General features: G+C 75.0%; 17 protein-coding genes. All 17 read left to right on the top strand.

Going from position 1 to position 15,846, the window contains the following annotated elements:
- Positions 1-65 precede the first annotated feature (65 nt).
- The 17 genes from ACQFYA_RS08355 to ACQFYA_RS08435 all read left to right on the top strand — a co-directional run bounded on the left by ACQFYA_RS08355 (position 66) and on the right by ACQFYA_RS08435 (position 15,825).
- Positions 66-1,343 (top strand): ammonium transporter, encoded by a 1,278-nt coding sequence (locus ACQFYA_RS08355; protein WP_499122960.1) that lies wholly within the window; start codon positions 66-68, stop codon positions 1,341-1,343.
- Entirely contained in the window at positions 1,340-1,678 is a 339-nt protein-coding gene (locus ACQFYA_RS08360) for a P-II family nitrogen regulator (RefSeq protein ID WP_079576166.1), read from the top strand. The genes ACQFYA_RS08355 and ACQFYA_RS08360 overlap by 4 nt, the downstream gene beginning before the upstream one ends.
- A 2-nt stretch (positions 1,679-1,680) precedes the next feature.
- Positions 1,681-3,522: a [protein-PII] uridylyltransferase family protein gene (locus tag ACQFYA_RS08365; protein WP_499122962.1), complete on the top strand. Its 1,842-nt coding sequence runs from the start codon at positions 1,681-1,683 to the stop codon at positions 3,520-3,522.
- Positions 3,523-3,567: 45 nt separating this feature from the next.
- A complete protein-coding gene (ffh, locus tag ACQFYA_RS08370; protein ID WP_499122963.1) occupies positions 3,568-5,190 on the top strand; it encodes a signal recognition particle protein in 1,623 nt (540 codons plus the stop codon).
- 53 nt (positions 5,191-5,243) lie between these two features.
- Positions 5,244-6,347 carry an amidohydrolase family protein gene (locus ACQFYA_RS08375; RefSeq protein ID WP_499122965.1) on the top strand — a complete coding sequence of 368 codons (1,104 nt, stop codon included), beginning with the start codon at positions 5,244-5,246 and terminating at the stop codon, positions 6,345-6,347.
- 189 nt (positions 6,348-6,536) lie between these two features.
- Positions 6,537-6,956, top strand: a complete 420-nt coding sequence (gene rpsP, locus ACQFYA_RS08380) for a 30S ribosomal protein S16 (protein WP_499122969.1) — start codon at positions 6,537-6,539, stop codon at positions 6,954-6,956.
- Positions 6,956-7,195, top strand: a complete 240-nt coding sequence (locus ACQFYA_RS08385) for an RNA-binding protein (protein WP_499122971.1) — start codon at positions 6,956-6,958, stop codon at positions 7,193-7,195. Before rpsP ends, ACQFYA_RS08385 begins: the two co-directional genes overlap by 1 nt.
- A gap of 143 nt (positions 7,196-7,338) precedes the next feature.
- On the top strand, positions 7,339-7,905 hold the full coding sequence (rimM, locus tag ACQFYA_RS08390; protein ID WP_499122974.1) for a ribosome maturation factor RimM: 567 nt from the start codon (positions 7,339-7,341) through the stop codon (positions 7,903-7,905).
- Position 7,906: 1 nt separating this feature from the next.
- On the top strand, positions 7,907-8,743 hold the full coding sequence (gene trmD / locus ACQFYA_RS08395) for a tRNA (guanosine(37)-N1)-methyltransferase TrmD (RefSeq protein ID WP_499122975.1): 837 nt from the start codon (positions 7,907-7,909) through the stop codon (positions 8,741-8,743).
- A 170-nt stretch (positions 8,744-8,913) separates the two neighbouring features.
- Positions 8,914-9,273 carry a 50S ribosomal protein L19 gene (gene rplS, locus ACQFYA_RS08400; RefSeq protein ID WP_499122978.1) on the top strand — a complete coding sequence of 120 codons (360 nt, stop codon included), beginning with the start codon at positions 8,914-8,916 and terminating at the stop codon, positions 9,271-9,273.
- Between the two features lie 153 nt (positions 9,274-9,426).
- The gene (gene lepB, locus ACQFYA_RS08405) at positions 9,427-10,242 is read left to right on the top strand and encodes a signal peptidase I (RefSeq protein WP_499122980.1); all 816 of its coding nucleotides are present in this window, start codon (positions 9,427-9,429) and stop codon (positions 10,240-10,242) included.
- Positions 10,243-10,367: 125 nt separating this feature from the next.
- A complete protein-coding gene (gene rnhB / locus ACQFYA_RS08410; RefSeq protein ID WP_499127479.1) occupies positions 10,368-11,117 on the top strand; it encodes a ribonuclease HII in 750 nt (249 codons plus the stop codon).
- On the top strand, positions 11,114-11,413 hold the full coding sequence (locus tag ACQFYA_RS08415; RefSeq protein WP_013838354.1) for a DUF2469 domain-containing protein: 300 nt from the start codon (positions 11,114-11,116) through the stop codon (positions 11,411-11,413). Before rnhB ends, ACQFYA_RS08415 begins: the two co-directional genes overlap by 4 nt.
- Positions 11,414-11,536: 123 nt before the next feature.
- Positions 11,537-11,896 (top strand): YraN family protein, encoded by a 360-nt coding sequence (locus tag ACQFYA_RS08420; RefSeq protein WP_499122982.1) that lies wholly within the window; start codon positions 11,537-11,539, stop codon positions 11,894-11,896.
- Positions 11,896-13,431, top strand: a complete 1,536-nt coding sequence (locus ACQFYA_RS08425; protein WP_499122985.1) for a YifB family Mg chelatase-like AAA ATPase — start codon at positions 11,896-11,898, stop codon at positions 13,429-13,431. Before ACQFYA_RS08420 ends, ACQFYA_RS08425 begins: the two co-directional genes overlap by 1 nt.
- A complete protein-coding gene (dprA, locus tag ACQFYA_RS08430) occupies positions 13,424-14,734 on the top strand; it encodes a DNA-processing protein DprA (RefSeq protein WP_499122986.1) in 1,311 nt (436 codons plus the stop codon). Before ACQFYA_RS08425 ends, dprA begins: the two co-directional genes overlap by 8 nt.
- A 143-nt stretch (positions 14,735-14,877) precedes the next feature.
- A complete protein-coding gene (locus tag ACQFYA_RS08435; protein ID WP_499122988.1) occupies positions 14,878-15,825 on the top strand; it encodes a tyrosine recombinase XerC in 948 nt (315 codons plus the stop codon).
- The last annotated feature ends 21 nt before the right edge of the window (positions 15,826-15,846 follow it).

The raw sequence follows: 15,846 nt of genomic DNA on the forward strand, positions 1-15,846 counted from the left end.
GGGGAAACGGGCCGTCGAGACGGTGGACCCCGACCAGCCGCCCGGGCTGGCGAGGGGAGATCACCATGGAATGGGACACCGGGGCCGCTGCGTGGATGCTGACATCGGCATCGCTCGTGCTCCTCATGACGCCCGGCCTGGCGCTGTTCTACGGCGGCATGGTGCGCGGCAAGTCGGTACTGAACATGATGATGATGTCGTTCGGCGCCATCGGCGTCGTCGGCGTGATCTACGTGCTGTGGGGCTGGTCGATGTCCTACGGCTCGGACGTCGGCGGGGTCGTCGGTAACCCGTTCGAGCAGTTCGGGCTGAGCGGGACCCTCTTCGACGACGCGGGCGCCGCGGTCGTGAGCCCGCTGGGCAACTACCCGCAGGTCATCGACGTGGCGTTCCAGGTCACGTTCGCGATCATCACCGTCGCCCTCATCTCCGGCGCGATCGCCGACCGCGTCAAGTTCGGCACCTGGATGGTCTTCGCCGGTGTCTGGGCCACCTTCGTCTACTTCCCGATGGCCCACATGGTCTGGGGCGGCGGCCTGCTCTCCGCCGACGGCCCGTTCGGGAGCATCGCGGCGCCGATCGACTTCGCCGGCGGCACCGTGGTGCACATCAACGCCGGTGCGGCGGCCCTCGTGCTGGCGATCGTGGTCGGCAAGCGCAAGGGCTTCGGCACCGAGCCGATGCGCCCGCACAACCTCACGATGGTCATGCTCGGCGCGGCCCTGCTGTGGTTCGGCTGGTTCGGGTTCAACGCCGGCTCGGCGTTCGGGGCCAACGAGACCGCGGGCCTGGCCTGGGTCAACACGACGTCCGCCACCGCGGCCGCGATGCTCGCCTGGCTCGTCACCGAGAAGATCCGGGACGGCAGCGCCACCTCGCTCGGCGGCGCGTCCGGCGTCGTGGCGGGTCTCGTCGCGATCACCCCGGCCGCCGGCGCGGTGAGCCCGGTCGGTGCGCTCGTCCTCGGGGCCGTGGCCGGCGTGCTCTCCGCTCTCGCCGTGGGCCTCAAGTACAAGCTGGGCTTCGACGACTCGCTCGACGTCGTGGGCGTCCACCTCGTCGCCGGCCTGTGGGGCACCGTCTCCATCGGCTTTCTCGCCACCGAGACGGGCCTGTTCTACGGCGGCGGCGCGGCGCAGCTGGCCGTCCAGGTGATCATCGCCGTGATCGCGGTCGTCTTCTCCCTCGTGATGACGACGATCATCGCCCTGATCCTCAAGGCCACCATGGGCTGGCGGATCAGCGAGGAGGCCGAGGTCGGCGGCATCGACCTGGCCGTGCACAGCGAGTCGGCGTACGAGACGATCCAGCAGGGTTCGGTCGCAAAGGAGATCCGCGCATGAAGCTCGTCACCGGAGTCATCCAGCCCCACCGCCTGGACGACGTGAAGTCCGCGCTCGAGGCCGCCGGCATCCGCGGCATGACGGTCAGCGAGGCCAGCGGCTACGGCCGCCAGAAGGGCCACACCGAGGTGTACCGCGGCGCGGAGTACACGGTGGACCTGGTCCCGAAGGTGCGCGTGGAGGTGCTCGTCGCGGACGAGGACGCGCCCACCGTCGTGGACGTCGTCGTCAAGGCCGCCCAGACCGGGCGGATCGGCGACGGCAAGGTGTGGACGACGGCGCTCGACGACGTGGTGCGCGTGCGCACCGGCGAGCACGGCGACGCGGCTCTCTGACCGTGCCGGACGACCTGCCTGACGGCCTGTCGGACGCCGCGCCGGTCGAGGTCGGGCCCCGCACCCCGGACACCGGGGTGCGGGGCCCGCGCGTCACGGTCGGCGCCCTGCGCGCGGACCTGCTCGCCACCGCCGACGGGCTCACGGGTCCCGGGCGGTCGGGCGTCGCGCGCCGGACCGCCCTGCAACAGCTCGTCACCGACCGGGTCACGCCGCTGTTCGAGGCGGCCACGGCCGACGTCGACCCGGCGGGCATCGCGCTGGCCGCGGTCGGCAGCCTGGGCCGGGGCGAGCTCGGCCCGCTGTCCGACCTCGACCTCGTGCTCGTGCACGACGGCCGCACCCACAAGCCCGACGAGCTCGCCCGCGTCGCCGACGCCCTGTGGTACCCGCTGTGGGACTCGGGCGTCGACATCGACCACGCGGTGCGCTCCCTGAGCCAGACCCGCCGGCTCGCCTCCACCGACCTCCCGGCCGCCGTCGGCTGGCTCGACGTGCGCCCGATCGCGGGCGACGCCGTCGTCGTGCACCGGGCGGCCTCCGCGATCCTCACCGACTGGCGCTCGGCGTCCCGCCGCCGCCTGCCGGAGCTGCTGCACAGCGCCCGCGACCGCGCCGAGCGCGCGGGCGAGCTCGCCTACCTCATCGAGCCGGACCTCAAGGAGTCGCGCGGCGGCATCCGCGACGCGGTGCTCCTGTCGGCGCTGGCGGCCACCTGGCTCACCGACCGACCGCACGGGCGGGTCGACCGGGCGTACGCGCACCTGCTGGACGTGCGCGACACGGTGCACGTCGTGACGCGGCGCCGGTCCACCCGGCTGCTGCTGGCCGACCTCGACGAGGTCGCCGAGCGGTGCGGCCACGACGACCCCGACGAGCTGCTCGCCAGCCTTGCCGAGGCCGGCCGCGAGATCTCCTACGCGCTGGACTCGACCGTGCGCCGGGCCCGTCAGGCCCTGCAGCGCCCCGCGGTGCGTCGCCCCGTCGTCGTCCGCGGCCGGCGGTCCGCTCCGCGGCTGCGCTCGGTGGGCGACGGGCTCGTGGAGCACGACGGCGAGCTGGTGCTGGCCGTGGGTGCGCAGCCGGCGGAGGACCCGCTGCTCTCCCTCCGGGCGGCGGCCACCGCGGCGCGCACGGGGCTCGTCCTCTCGCCCGTGACCGTGCACTCGTTGGCGCAGTGCCCGCCGCCGCCCGAGCCGTGGCCGGCGCACGCGCGCACGGCCCTGCTGACGGTGCTCGGCGCGGGCCCGGCCCAGGTGCCGGTCTGGGAGGCGCTCGACCTCGCGGGCGTCGTCACCACCTGGATCCCGGAGTGGGCCGGGGTGCGCAACCGCCCCCAGCGGGCGGCCGTCCACCGGCACACGGTGGACCGGCACCTCGTGGAGACCGCGGCCCGCGCCGCGAAGGTGCGGCGGCAGGTCGCCGCCGAGGCGGGCGTCGCGCCCGCGCCGTCCGAGCTGCTGCTGCTCTCCGCGCTCCTGCACGACATCGGCAAGCGGCGCGGCGCGATCAGCACCGACCACTCCGTCGAGGGGGCGCGGCTCGCGCCGGGGGTCGTGCGGCGCGCGGGGTTCGGGGACGCGGTCGCGCACGACGTCGAGGTGGTGGTGCGCCACCACCTCACGCTCTCGCGGCTGGCGACGACGGCCGACCTCGAGGACCCGGCCACGGTGGCGGAGCTGCTCGACGCGCTCGAGCACCGCGCCGACCTGCTCGAGACGGTGCGCGCGCTCACCGAGGCGGACGCGTCGTCGCTGGGGCCCGCGGGCTGGACCGCGTGGCGCGCGAGCCTGGTGGACGACCTCACCGGGCGGGCCCGCCGAGCGCTCGCCGGCGACCGGTAGGGTAGGTAGCCGCACCCATCGAGACTTCCCTTAAGGACCTGCCTGGTGTTCAACTCCCTGTCGGACCGGCTCACCGCGACGTTCAAGAACCTCCGCGGGCGGGGCCGGCTCTCCGAGGCGGACATCGACGCGACCGTGCGCGAGATCCGCCGGGCGCTGCTCGACGCCGACGTGGCGGTCCCCGTCGTGCGCGAGTTCACCGCCGCGGTGCGCGAGCGCGCGCTGTCCGCCGAGGTGTCGGGCGCGCTGAACCCGGCGCAGCAGGTCGTCAAGATCGTCAACGACGAGCTCGTCGCGATCCTCGGCGGCCAGACCCGCCCGTTGCAGTTCGCCAAGACGCCGCCGACGGTCATCATGCTCGCCGGCCTCCAGGGCGCCGGCAAGACCACGCTGGCCGGGAAGCTCGCGCTGGCGCTCAAGGAGCAGGGGCACACGCCGCTGCTGGTCGCGGCCGACCTCCAGCGCCCGAACGCCGTCACCCAGCTGTCCGTCGTCGCCGAGCGCGCGGGCGTGCCCGTGTTCGCCCCGCACCCGGGCAACCAGGGCGCCGAGACCGAGGCCGTCATCGGCGACCCCGTGGGCGTGGCCCGCGACGGCGTCGCGGAGGCGAAGACCAAGCAGCACGACGTCGTCATCGTCGACACCGCCGGCCGCCTCGGCGTCGACCACGTCCTCATGCAACAGGCCGCGGACATCCGCGACGCCGTGCAGCCGGACGAGGTCCTGTTCGTCATCGACGCGATGATCGGTCAGGACGCCGTCGCCACGGCGAAGGCGTTCGAGGAGGGCGTCGACTTCACCGGCGTCGTGCTGTCGAAGCTGGACGGCGACGCCCGCGGTGGTGCCGCGCTGTCGGTGGCCACGATCACCGGCCGGCCGATCATGTTCGCCTCCACGGGCGAGAAGCTCACCGACTTCGAGGTCTTCCACCCCGACCGCATGGCCTCGCGCATCCTCGACATGGGTGACGTGCTCACCCTCATCGAGCAGGCCGAGAAGGCGTTCGACGCCGACGAGGCCGCCAAGATGGCGGCCAAGGTGGAGAAGGGCGAAGACTTCACCCTCTCCGACTTCCTGGTGCAGATGCAGCAGATGAAGAAGCTCGGCTCGATGAAGAAGATGCTCGGGATGATGCCGGGCATGGGGCAGATGCGCGAGCAGCTCGAGAACTTCGACGAGCGCGAGGTCGACCGCGTCCAGGCACTCATCCAGTCGATGACGCCGGCCGAGCGCGACAACCCCAAGCTCATCAACGGGTCGCGCAGGGCGCGCATCGCCCGCGGCTCGGGCCAGACGACGACGGCGGTCAACCAGCTCCTCGAGCGGTTCACGCAGGCGCAGAAGATGATGCGCCAGATGAGCAAGGGCGGCGGCATGCCTGGCATGCCCGGCGGCGTCCCCGGGATGCCCGGCATGCCGGGCGGCGGCAAGAAGTCGCGCGGCAAGCAGGCCCCGGTCCAGAAGAAGAAGGGCAAGTCCGGCAACCCCGCCAAGCGGGCCCAGCAGGAGCGCGAGGCGATGCAGCGCGCCCTGGGTGGCGGCCCCGCGGCGAAGCCGTCGGCCCCCGGCTCGGCCTTCGGCATGGGCGGCGGCGCGGAGCCGGACGAGCAGGACCTGTCGAAGCTCCAGCTGCCGGACGGCTTCGACAAGCTGCTCGGCGGCCGCTGACCCGAGGCCGGTCGGCAGCGCCCGGCCGGCCCCCGACTCGGTAGCCTTCGACCATGTCAGCCCCGCACGTCCCGCTGCACGTCACCGGCCACGTCCTGCTCGGGCAGGACCGCGACGTCGGCGAGATGTGGGTGCGCGACGGACGCGTCAGCCTGACGCGGCCCTCGCCGCAGGGCAGCGCCACCCGCGAGCTCGACGGCTGGGTGCTGCCCGGCCTCGTCGACGTGCACTGCCACGTGGGCCTCGGCCCCGGGGGGCCGGTCGACCAGGAGACGGCGGAGGCCCAGGCGCTCGCCGACCGCGACTCCGGCGTCCTGCTGATCCGCGACGCCGGCTCGCCCGTCGACACCTCGTGGGTGCAGGACCGACCGGACCTGCCGCGCCTGGTGCGCGCCGGCCGGCACCTGGCCCGGCCCAGGCGCTACCTGCGCGACTTCGGCCTGGAGCTCGACGACGTCGCGCAGCTCCCGGCGGCCGTGGGTGCGCAGGCGCGCGGGGCGGACGGCTGGGTCAAGCTGGTCGGCGACTGGATCGACCGTGACCTCGGCGACCTGCGGCCGCTGTGGCCGCGCGACGTCCTCGCCGAGGCGGTGGCGGCCGCGCACGCCGAGGCGGCGCGCGTCACGGTGCACGCGTTCTCCGAGGAGGTCGTCGCTGATCTCCTCGCCGCCGGGGTGGACGGCATCGAGCACGGCACCGGCGTCGTGGGCGCGCTGCTGGACGAGGTCGCGGCCCGCCGCATCCCGGTGACGCCCACGCTGCTCCAGGTGGCCCGGTTCGAGGAGATCGCCCGGCAGGCCGAGGACCGGTACCCGGTGTACGCGGCGCGCATGCGGCGCATGCATGCCCGCCGCCACGAGCACGTCCGCGACCTGCACGAGGCCGGCGTCCCCCTGCTCGTCGGCACCGACGCGGGCGGGACCCTCGCGCACGGGCGGGTCGTCGACGAGTGCGCCGAGCTGGTCGCGGCGGGCATCCCCGCGGCCGACGTCGTGGCGATGGCGACCTGGCGGGCCCGCGAGCTGCTCGGCTTCGGCGCGCTCGTCGAGGGCTCGAGCGCGGACCTCGTGGTGTACCCCGCCGACCCGCGCGAGGACATCGAGGTGCTGCGCCACCCGACCGCCGTCGTGCTGCGGGGCCAGGTCGTGCGCGGCTGAGCCGCCGGCCTCCCGCGAGGCCCGCGCGCGGTGTTGGAGCCTGCCGCCGGGGTCTGGCACAATGGGCGGGTACTCGGTGTGCCCAGGCCCCTCTCACCTGTGCAGACCGTGTCCTGACCTCATGCGCCGCCAGGACCCCACCCGGCAGCGCGCAAGGTCGCCCCACCAGAACCAGGAGACACCACCCAAGTGGCCGTCAAGATTCGTCTGAAGCGTCTCGGCAAGATCCGGGCCCCGTACTACCGCGTCGTCGTGGCGGACTCGCGCTCCAAGCGCGATGGTCGCGTCATCGAGGAGATCGGGAAGTACCACCCGACCGAGGAGCCGTCGTTCATCGAGATCAAGTCCGAGCGGGCGCAGTACTGGCTCGGCGTCGGCGCGCAGCCGACCGAGCAGGTCGCCGCGCTGCTCAAGATCACCGGCGACTGGCAGAAGTTCAAGGGCCTCCCGGGTGCCGAGGGCACCCTGAGGACCAAGGCCGCGAAGGCCGACAGCGCCGCCGCGATCGAGGCCGTCGCCGCCGAGGCCGAGAAGGCCAAGGCGAAGGCTGCCGAGAAGAAGTCCGAGCAGCCGGCGGCCGAGGCCACCGAGGCTGAGGCCGAGGCCTGATGCTCGCCGAGGCCCTCGAGCACCTGGTGCGCGGCATCGTGGACCACCCGGACGACGTCCAGGTGGCCTCGCGGACGCAGCGCCGGGGCGACCTGCTCGAGGTGCGGGTGCACCCCGAAGACCTCGGCCGCGTGATCGGCCGGGGCGGACGGACGGCGAAGGCTCTGCGCACCGTCGTCGGCGCGCTCGCGACGGACGGCCCCGTGCGGGTCGACGTCGTGGACGTCGACCGGCGCTGACGCCCGCCGCACCCGCTGCCGCAGCGTCGACGAGGCCCGGTCCCCACAGGTCATCACGACCGGGGGGCCGGGCCTCGTCGTCTGCGGCAGTGCATGCTGGGACCGGTGGTGGGTCCCTCGAGAGAGATCGAGACGGGAGAGACATGCAGCTGGTGGTGGCACGCGTCGGGCGTGCGCACGGGCTCCGCGGCGAGGTCGGTCTCGACCTGCGCACCGACAACCCCGAGGACCGGCTGGCGGTCGGCCTCACCCTGGCGACCGATCCGCCGTCCGCGGGGCCGCTGACCGTGACCGGCGCGCGCGTGCACCAGGGCCGCTGGCTCCTGTCGTTCGCGGGGGTCGCGGACCGCACGGCCGCCGAGGCGCTGCGCGGCGTCGAGATCGTCGTCGAGGCGGACGACTCGGACGAGGACGACGCCTGGTACCCGCACGAGCTGCAGGGTCTGCGCGCCGAGCTCGAGGACGGCGTCGTCGTGGGCGAGGTCGTCGGGCTCGAGCACCTGCCGGCGCACGACGCGCTCGTCGTGCGCGAGCCGGGCGGGGAGCGCACCCTCGTCCCGTTCGTCCGTGCGATCGTGCCCGTGGTCGACGTGCCCGGAGGGCGGGTCGTCCTGACGCCGCCCGGGGGACTGCTCGCCCGCGACGCCGAGGCCGTCGTCGTCGACCGACCCGCGCAGGACGGGCCCGCCGAGACCGCGGACGAGGCCTGACGTGCGCGTCGACGTCCTGTCGATCTTCCCCGACTACCTCGCCGCCCTCGACCTCTCCCTGGTCGGCAAGGCGCGCAGGGCCGGGCTGCTCGACCTGCGGGTGCACGACCTGCGGGACTGGACCACCGACCGGCACCGCACCGTGGACGACACCCCGTTCGGCGGGGGAGCGGGCATGGTCATGCGGCCCGACGTGTGGGGGCGTGCCCTCGACGACGTGCTGCCGGCGGACGGCGGCGGGCACCTGGTGATCCCGACACCGTCCGGCGAGGTCTTCACGCAGCGGCACGCGGAGGCGCTGGCGCTCGAGGAGCAGGTGGTCATCGCGTGCGGCCGCTACGAGGGCATCGACGCGCGGGTCGCCGATCGTGCCCGCGCTGCCGGCCACCGGGTGAGCGAGCTGTCCATCGGCGACTACGTGCTCAACGGCGGCGAGGTCGCGGCGCTCGTGATGATCGAGGCGTTCGGGCGCCTGCTGCCGGGGGTCGTCGGCAACCCGCACTCGCTGGTCGAGGAGTCGCACGGAGCGGCCGGCCTCCTGGAGTACCCCGTGTACACCAAGCCGCCCTCCTGGGAGGACCTGGAGGTGCCGGAGATCCTGCTGTCCGGGCACCACGCGCGGATCGAGCGCTGGCGGCGGGACCTGGCGCTGGAGCGCACCGCGGCGCGTCGACCGGACATGGTGGCCGCGCTCGACGTGGCCTCGCTCGACAAGGCAGACCTCGCCGTGCTCGCCGATCTCGGCTGGCAGGTGCAGGACGGGCGGCTGCGGTCGACGACGGCGGAGCCCCCGACGGAGCTCCCGGCGGGGGCCGCGGCGGAACCTGTGGCAGAATAGGGTGCTGGTGTGTTTCGCCGACCCGGCCTCTGCCACAGGGGAGGTCACGGCGGGTTGCTGGTCAGCCCGTCCGGTCGAGGAGTCGACGCACCACCCGAAACGTCAGACACCGCGCGCCGCGGGCGCGCCACGATCTTGTTCCTGACCTGTGGCAGGGCGGAGAGAGAATCATGCACACGCTCGACTCCGTCGACGCAGCCTCGCTGCGCTCCGACGTCCCGGACTTCCGCGCCGGCGACACCGTCAAGGTCAACGTCAAGGTCGTCGAGGGCAACCGCTCTCGCGTCCAGGCGTTCCAGGGCATCGTCATCGCGCGCCAGGGCGGCGGCGTCCGCGAGACGTTCACCGTCCGCAAGATCAGCTTCGGCGTCGGCGTGGAGCGGACGTTCCCCCTGCACGCCCCGACCATCGACTCGGTCGAGGTCGTCTCGCGCGGCGTCGTCCGCCGCGCCAAGCTGTACTACCTGCGCAACCTGCGCGGCAAGAAGGCGAAGATCCGCGAGAAGCGCGAGACGCCCACCGCCAAGTGAGGCACCGCGACGTGGCGCCACGCACCACGTCGCGCTGACGCGCACCGCGCCCCGGACGGGCGGTCCTGCCACGGCAGGGCCGCCCGTCCGTCGTGCTCACGGGGGAGGGCGCGCGGTTTCGCCGTGGACGGTGGCGAGTGAAAGAGTGAGGGCGTGGCAGACTCCGATCCCGTGACCGACCGGCCCAGTGCGCACGAGCCCCGACCCCACCGCCACGCCGACGAGGGCGCGGGCGCCGGGCCCGAGGGCTTCGACGCGGTGGTCGGCTCCGGGAACGCCGCCTCTGCGCCGACGCCGAGCCGCGGGCTCGGGGTCCTGCGGGAGACGGCGATCATCGTGGTGAGCGCACTGGTCCTGTCGTGGCTGATCAAGACGTTCCTCGTGCAGGCGTTCTACATCCCCAGCGGGTCGATGGAGGACACCCTGGAGATCGGGGACCGCGTCATGGTCTCGCGCATGGTGCCGGACGTGTTCGACGTGCACCGCGGCGACATCGTGGTGTTCAAGGACCCGGGCGGCTGGCTGCCCCCGTACGAGCCGCCGGAGCGCACGCCGGTCGGGCAGGCCGTGACGAACGTCCTGACCTTCGTGGGCCTGCTCCCGCAGGAGACCGGCGACCACCTCATCAAGCGCGTCGTCGGCACGCCGGGCGACCACGTGACCTGCTGCGACGACCAGGGCCGCGTGAGCATCAACGGCGAGCCGATCGACGAGGAGTCGTACATCAGGCCGGGCTCCGTGCCGAGCCAGGACCCGTTCGACACGGTCGTGCCCGAGGGCATGCTGTTCGTCATGGGGGACAACCGCCAGAACTCGCAGGACTCGCGCTACAACACCAGCAAGCCGGGCGGCGGGTTCGTCCCGATCGACAACGTGGTCGGGTCCGCGTTCGCCACCGTCTGGCCGCTGGGCGACGCCACCCTGCTGCGCAACCCCGGTGACGTCTTCGCGAAGGTGCCGGAGCCGTGACCTCGCTCGTCGAGCAGGACTCGGGGCAGCCGGCCCGCGTGACGCCCGAGCCGGAGACGGTCCGCCGTCCGACGCCACCGCGGCGCCGCGCCGCGAGCGGGGCGAAGCAGCGCAAGAGCCCGACGCTGCGCCAGGAGAGGGCGCTGCTCACCGGCGGCGCCCGCCTGGTGGCCGGCATGGACGAGGTGGGCCGCGGGGCGCTCGCCGGTCCGGTGAGCGTCGGCGTCGTGGTCGTGGACGCCGCCACCCGCACCGCGCCCCAGGGGCTGACCGACTCGAAGCTCCTCACCCCGGCGGCTCGCGTCGCGATGGTGCCCCAGCTGCAGCGGTGGGGCGTCGCGTGGGCGGTCGGTCACGCGGGCCCCGCGGAGATCGACGCGCACGGCATCGTGGCCGCGCTGCGTCTCGCCGGTCGCCGGGCCCTCGCCCAGGTGCGCCGCACCTGCGGCGACGTGGACGTGGTGCTGCTCGACGGCTCGCACGACTGGCTGAGCCGCGGCGAGGTCGACTTGTTCGAGGCGGCGGCCCTCGACCCCGTGCTCGGTCCCGACGTGCCCCAGCCCGCGGTCCGCACCCTCGTGAAGGCGGACCTGCAGTGCTCCTCCGTCGCCGCCGCGAGCGTGCTCGCCAAGGTGGAACGCGACGGGCTCCTCGTGCGGCTCGCGCGCCAGTACCCGGCGTTCGCCTGGGACCAGAACAAGGGCTACTCGGCGCCGGCGCACCTGGACGCGCTGCGCCGGCACGGGCCGACGCCGCAGCACCGACGCTCGTGGAACCTGCGAGCGCTCGCCGACGAGGGCCCGGCGGGGGACGGCGGCGCGCCCACGGCCGCCACCCTCGACCCCGGCCTGGTCGATGGGATGATGACCACGTGAGCGCCGAAGACCTCGAGAACTACGAGACCGAGATGGAGCTCGCGCTCTACCGCGAGTACCGAGACGTGGTGGGGCTGTTCTCGTACGTCGTCGAGACGGAGCGGCGGTTCTACCTCGCCAACCAGGTGGACCTCCAGGTGCGCTCCGCGGCCGGGGAGGTCTACTTCGAGCTCCGCCTGGCCGACGCCTGGGTGTGGGACGTCTACCGCTCGGCACGGTTCGTGAAGTCCGTGCGCGTCGTGACGTTCAAGGACGTCAACGTGGAGGAGCTGGCGAAGGCCGAGCTCGCGCTGTAGCCACGCCGTCGCGCGGCGTGACGCCGCCCTGACGCTGCCCCCAGGTCGCGCCCGTCCACAGCTCGCCGACACCGCCACCGCGGCCGCCCCGCCAGGGGCGAGGCTTCCCGCGGAGGTGGTTCGATGCGGGCGAAGGACGCCGTCGGGCGGTACGGGGAACGGGTGGCCGCGCGCCACGTGGAGGCGAGCGGCCTCGAGGTGCTGGAGCGCAACTGGCGCGGGGCCGGCGGGGAGCTGGACCTCGTCGCCCTCGACGGGGCCGTGCTCGTCGCGATCGAGGTGAAGACGCGCCGGGGCACCGCGTTCGGGCACCCCGCGGAGGCGGTCACGGCCGCGAAGCTCGCCCGCATCCGGCGGCTCACCGGGCAGTGGCTCGCCGAGCATCCCGCCGTGCGCTGCCGCGAGGTGCGGGTGGACGTCGTGGCCGTGGTGCTCCCGCGGTCCGGTGCCGCCGAGGTCGAGCACCTGGTGGGGGTGCTCTGATGGGGCTCGGGACGACGGCGGCGGTCGCGCTGACCGGGCTCACCGGGCACGTGGTGGAGGTGCAGGCCCAGCTCGCGGCGTCCGTCCCCGGGTTCACCCTGGTCGGGCTGCCCGACGCGGCGCTGCACGAGTCGCGCGAGCGGGTGCGGGCCGCCGTGCTCTCCACGGGCATCAAGTGGCCCCACCGGAAGATCACGGTCAACCTCTCACCTGCGTCGCTGCGGAAGTCGGGGTCGTCGTTCGACGTCGCGATCGCGGTCGCCGTCCTCGCCGGGGACCGCGTGGTGCCCGCCGCCGGTCTGGAGCGCGTCGTGCACCTGGCCGAGCTCGGCCTGGACGGCCGGCTCCAGCCGGTGCGGGGCGTGCTACCGGCGGTCGCCGCGGCCGTCGAGGCGGGCTGCGCCGACGTCGTGGTGGCGGTCGCCGACGCGGACGAGGCGCGCCTGGTGCCGGGGGCGCGGGTGCACGCGGCCGCGACGTTGGCGGAGGTGGTGCTGCTGCACGGTGGCGAGCTCGCGGACGTGCCGGTGCTCGACCCCGTGCGCCCCGCCCGGCAGGCCGTGGCGCGTCGCGAGCCCGGTGACCTGGCCGAGGTGGTCGGCCAGGCGCAGGCGCGGGTGGCGCTGGAGATCGCGGCCGCGGGCGGGCACCACCTGATGCTCGTGGGGCCGCCGGGGGCCGGGAAGACCATGCTGGCCGCGCGGCTGCCGGGCATCCTCCCCGACCTCACCCCCGCGGAGGCGGTCGAGGTGACCTCGGTGCACTCGGTGGCCGGCACGTTCGACCCGGGGAACGGCCTGCTGACGAGGCCGCCCTTCGAGGACCCGCACCACACCGCCACCCCGGCGGCCATCGTCGGGGGCGGCAGCGGTCTGGCCAGGCCCGGCGCCGTCTCCCGGGCGCACCGGGGCGTGCTGCTGCTCGACGAGGCGCCCGAGTTCCCCTCCCGTGTGCTGGAGACCCTGCGGCAGCCGCTCGAGCAGGGGGAGCTGGTGCTGCACCGCTCCGGCGGAGCCGCTCGCTACCCCGCGAGGTTCCAGCTGGTGCTGGCGGCGAACCCCTGCCCGTGCGGGATGGCGTCGGTCAACAAGGGGCTCGACTGTGCCTGTACCCCCACCGCGAAGCGCCGGTACTTCGGCCGGCTCTCCGGCCCTCTGCTCGACCGGGTGGACCTCCAGGTGGACGTGCTGCCGGTGACCCGCGCCGAGCGCACGGCGCGGGCGTCGGGGGAGTCGTCGGACGCCGTGGCCCGCCGCGTCGCGGTGGCGCGCGCGGCGGCGCGCGCTCGGCTGGCCGGCACACCGTGGTCGACGAACGCCGAGGTGCCGGGGCGATGGCTGCGTGAGCGGTCGGGCGGCGGGGACGTCCTCGGGCCGATCGAACGGATGGTCGACCGCGGGGTGCTGAGCCTGCGCGGCGCCGACCGGGTGCTGCGGATCGCCTGGACTGTCGCCGACCTGGGCGGGCGGGACGCCCCGACGGCCGACGACGTCTCCACGGCCGTGACGATGCGCACCAGGGGCCACCATGGCTGAACCGACCGTGGTCGCGCTCCCGGGGGCGGGGGCCGTGTCCTTCGACGTCGCGGACCCCGTGCTCGCCCGCGCGGCCTGGAGCAGGCTCGTGGAGCCCGGCGACGTGGTCGCGGGCACCCTCGTGTCCCACCTCGGGCCGGCCGAGGCCCTCGCCTGGCTCGTCGACGCGGTCCGGGACCCGGCGAGGGCCCTGCGCGGGTCGGCGCTGGAGCCGCTCGGCACCGAGGTCGCGGGCGACCGGCTGATGGAGGCGGTCGCCCGGTGGGCGCCACGCCTGGACCGTCTGGACCCCCGGCGCGAGCTGCGCGTGCTCGACCGGTTCGGGGGCGTGCTGCTCGTCCCCGACGACCCGCGCTGGCCGGCGCGCCTCTCCGACCTCGGGCCGGAGGAGCCGTTCGCCCTCTGGGTCCGTGGCGAGCCCGACCTGGCGGCGCTCGCGGAGCGGTCCGTCGCGCTGGTCGGCGCCCGCGCCTCCAGCGCCTACGGGGAGCACGTGGCGGCCGACATGGCCGCGGGCCTGGCCGACCGGGGCTTCACGGTGGTGTCGGGCGGCGCGTACGGCGTCGACGCGGCGGCCCATCGGGGCGCCGTCGCCGGCGGTGCGCCCACCGTCGCGGTGCTCGCCGGGGGCGTCGACCGCTTCTACCCGCCGGGCAACCAGGACCTGCTGCGCCGCCTGGCCGACGGCGCGGGCGCGGTGGTGAGCGAGGTGCCGCCGGGTTCGGCACCCTTCAGGCAGCGGTTCCTCGCACGCAACCGGCTCATCGCCGCGGCGTCGTGCGCGACGGTCGTGGTGGAGGCCGCGTGGCGGTCGGGTGCCCTGTCCACGGCGCGGCACGCGGCCCGCCTGCTGCGCCCGCTGGGAGCCGTGCCGGGGCCCGTGACGTCGGCGACGTCGACCGGGTGCCACCTGCTCCTGCGCGACGGGGCCGCAGTGTGCGTGACCGACGCCGCCGAGGTGGCGGAGCTCGCGGGTCCGTTCGACGCCGCGGCCGCGCCCCCGCCGGTCGACCCGGGGTCGGTGGTCTCGGCGGGCCGTGGCGGCGCGCGCGCACCCCGCGGGGGCCGTCCGGCCGAGGTGGACGCCCTCGGCGAGCGTCCGCGGCAGGTGTGGGACGCGCTGCCCGCGCGGGCCTCCGCCGCGCTGGACTCCCTCGCCCGGGCAGCGGGGCTCTCGGCCGCGGAGACGCTGGCCGGGCTCGGGTCGCTGGAGCAGGCCGGGCTCGTCGGGCAGGCGGGCGGCAGGTGGAGCCGGGGGACGGGGCGGCCGGTGCGGCCGAGGAGCCGTCCGTCGGGCGCGTGACCGACCCGGGCCGCCTGCACCGGCGCGCACCCGAGTCCCGTGCACCCGAGTCCCGCGCGCCCGGTGGTGTGGGACCGGCGACGAGCTCGACACGCGCGCCGCCCTCACGGGTCGTCCGGTGCCCGAGGGGCACACTGACCTGGATGGACACCGATCCGGACCTGCCGCCGCTGCCGGCGCCGCTCGACGAGGCGCTCACACGTTTCGACGAGTATCTGGCCGTGCAACGGGGGCACTCGGATCACACGCGCCGTGCCTATCGGGCCGACGTCGGGTCGCTGCTGCGGTACGCCGTGCGGCACGGGGCCGAGGGGCTCTCGGGGGTCGACGTCGGCGTGCTGCGCGGGTGGCTCGCCACGCAGACGGAACGGGGCTTGGCCCGTGCGACCATCGCGCGGCGCGGCGCGGCCGCGCGCACGTTCCTGCGCTGGGCCTACCGGGTGGGACTGATCTCGGCCGACCCCACCGCGCGTCTCGCGAGCCCGAAGGTGCCCCGCACACTCCCCACCGTGCTGAGCGCGGACGCGGCGTCGGCGCTGCTCGACACCGCCCGCGAGGCGGCGCACTCGGCAGAGCCCGACGACCGGCCGGTCGCGCTGCGCGCGTGGGCCGCCGCGGAGCTCCTGTACGGGAGCGGTATCCGCGTCGGCGAGCTGGTCCAGGTGGACGTGCCGGCGGTCGACCTCACGGAGCGCCTCGTGCGCGTGCTCGGCAAGGGGGGCAAGGAGCGGGTCGTACCGTTCGGGGTCCCGGCGGCCCGCGCGGTCGCCGAGTGGTTGGCCCACGGGCGCCCCGCCCTGGTGCGGCCGTCGTCGGGCGCGGCCCTCCTGCTCGGCGCACGCGGCGGGAGGTGGGGGCAGCGCCAGGTGCGTGACGCCGTGCACGCGCTGGCGGCGCAGGCCGGCGTCGAGGACGTCGCGCCCCACGCGCTACGGCACTCCGCGGCCACGCACCTGCTCCAGGGCGGCTCCGACCTGCGCTCGGTGCAGGAGGTGCTCGGTCACTCCGACCTCGGCACCACGCAGCGCTACACGCACGTGGACGACGAGCGCCTGCGAAAGGTGTTCGTGCAGGCGTTCCCCCGCGCCTGAGACCCTGCCCGTGCGACCGTG

Source organism: Promicromonospora sp. Marseille-Q5078 (genome assembly GCF_050315395.1).
In the GTDB taxonomy this organism is placed as follows: Bacteria; Actinomycetota; Actinomycetes; order Actinomycetales; family Cellulomonadaceae; genus Isoptericola.

Bases quoted from the DNA above. Each gene is read 5' to 3' on its own strand.
- ACQFYA_RS08355 (WP_499122960.1), top strand. From the start codon at position 66: ATGGAATGGGACACCGGGGCCGCTGCGTGGATGCTGACATCGGCATCG.
- ACQFYA_RS08360 (WP_079576166.1), top strand. From the start codon at position 1,340: ATGAAGCTCGTCACCGGAGTCATCCAGCCCCACCGCCTGGACGACGTG.
- ACQFYA_RS08375 (WP_499122965.1), top strand. From the start codon at position 5,244: ATGTCAGCCCCGCACGTCCCGCTGCACGTCACCGGCCACGTCCTGCTC.
- ACQFYA_RS08385 (WP_499122971.1), top strand. From the start codon at position 6,956: ATGCTCGCCGAGGCCCTCGAGCACCTGGTGCGCGGCATCGTGGACCAC.
- rimM (WP_499122974.1), top strand. From the start codon at position 7,339: ATGCAGCTGGTGGTGGCACGCGTCGGGCGTGCGCACGGGCTCCGCGGC.
- rplS (WP_499122978.1), top strand. From the start codon at position 8,914: ATGCACACGCTCGACTCCGTCGACGCAGCCTCGCTGCGCTCCGACGTC.
- ACQFYA_RS08420 (WP_499122982.1), top strand. From the start codon at position 11,537: ATGCGGGCGAAGGACGCCGTCGGGCGGTACGGGGAACGGGTGGCCGCG.
- ACQFYA_RS08425 (WP_499122985.1), top strand. From the start codon at position 11,896: ATGGGGCTCGGGACGACGGCGGCGGTCGCGCTGACCGGGCTCACCGGG.
- dprA (WP_499122986.1), top strand. From the start codon at position 13,424: ATGGCTGAACCGACCGTGGTCGCGCTCCCGGGGGCGGGGGCCGTGTCC.
- ACQFYA_RS08435 (WP_499122988.1), top strand. From the start codon at position 14,878: ATGGACACCGATCCGGACCTGCCGCCGCTGCCGGCGCCGCTCGACGAG.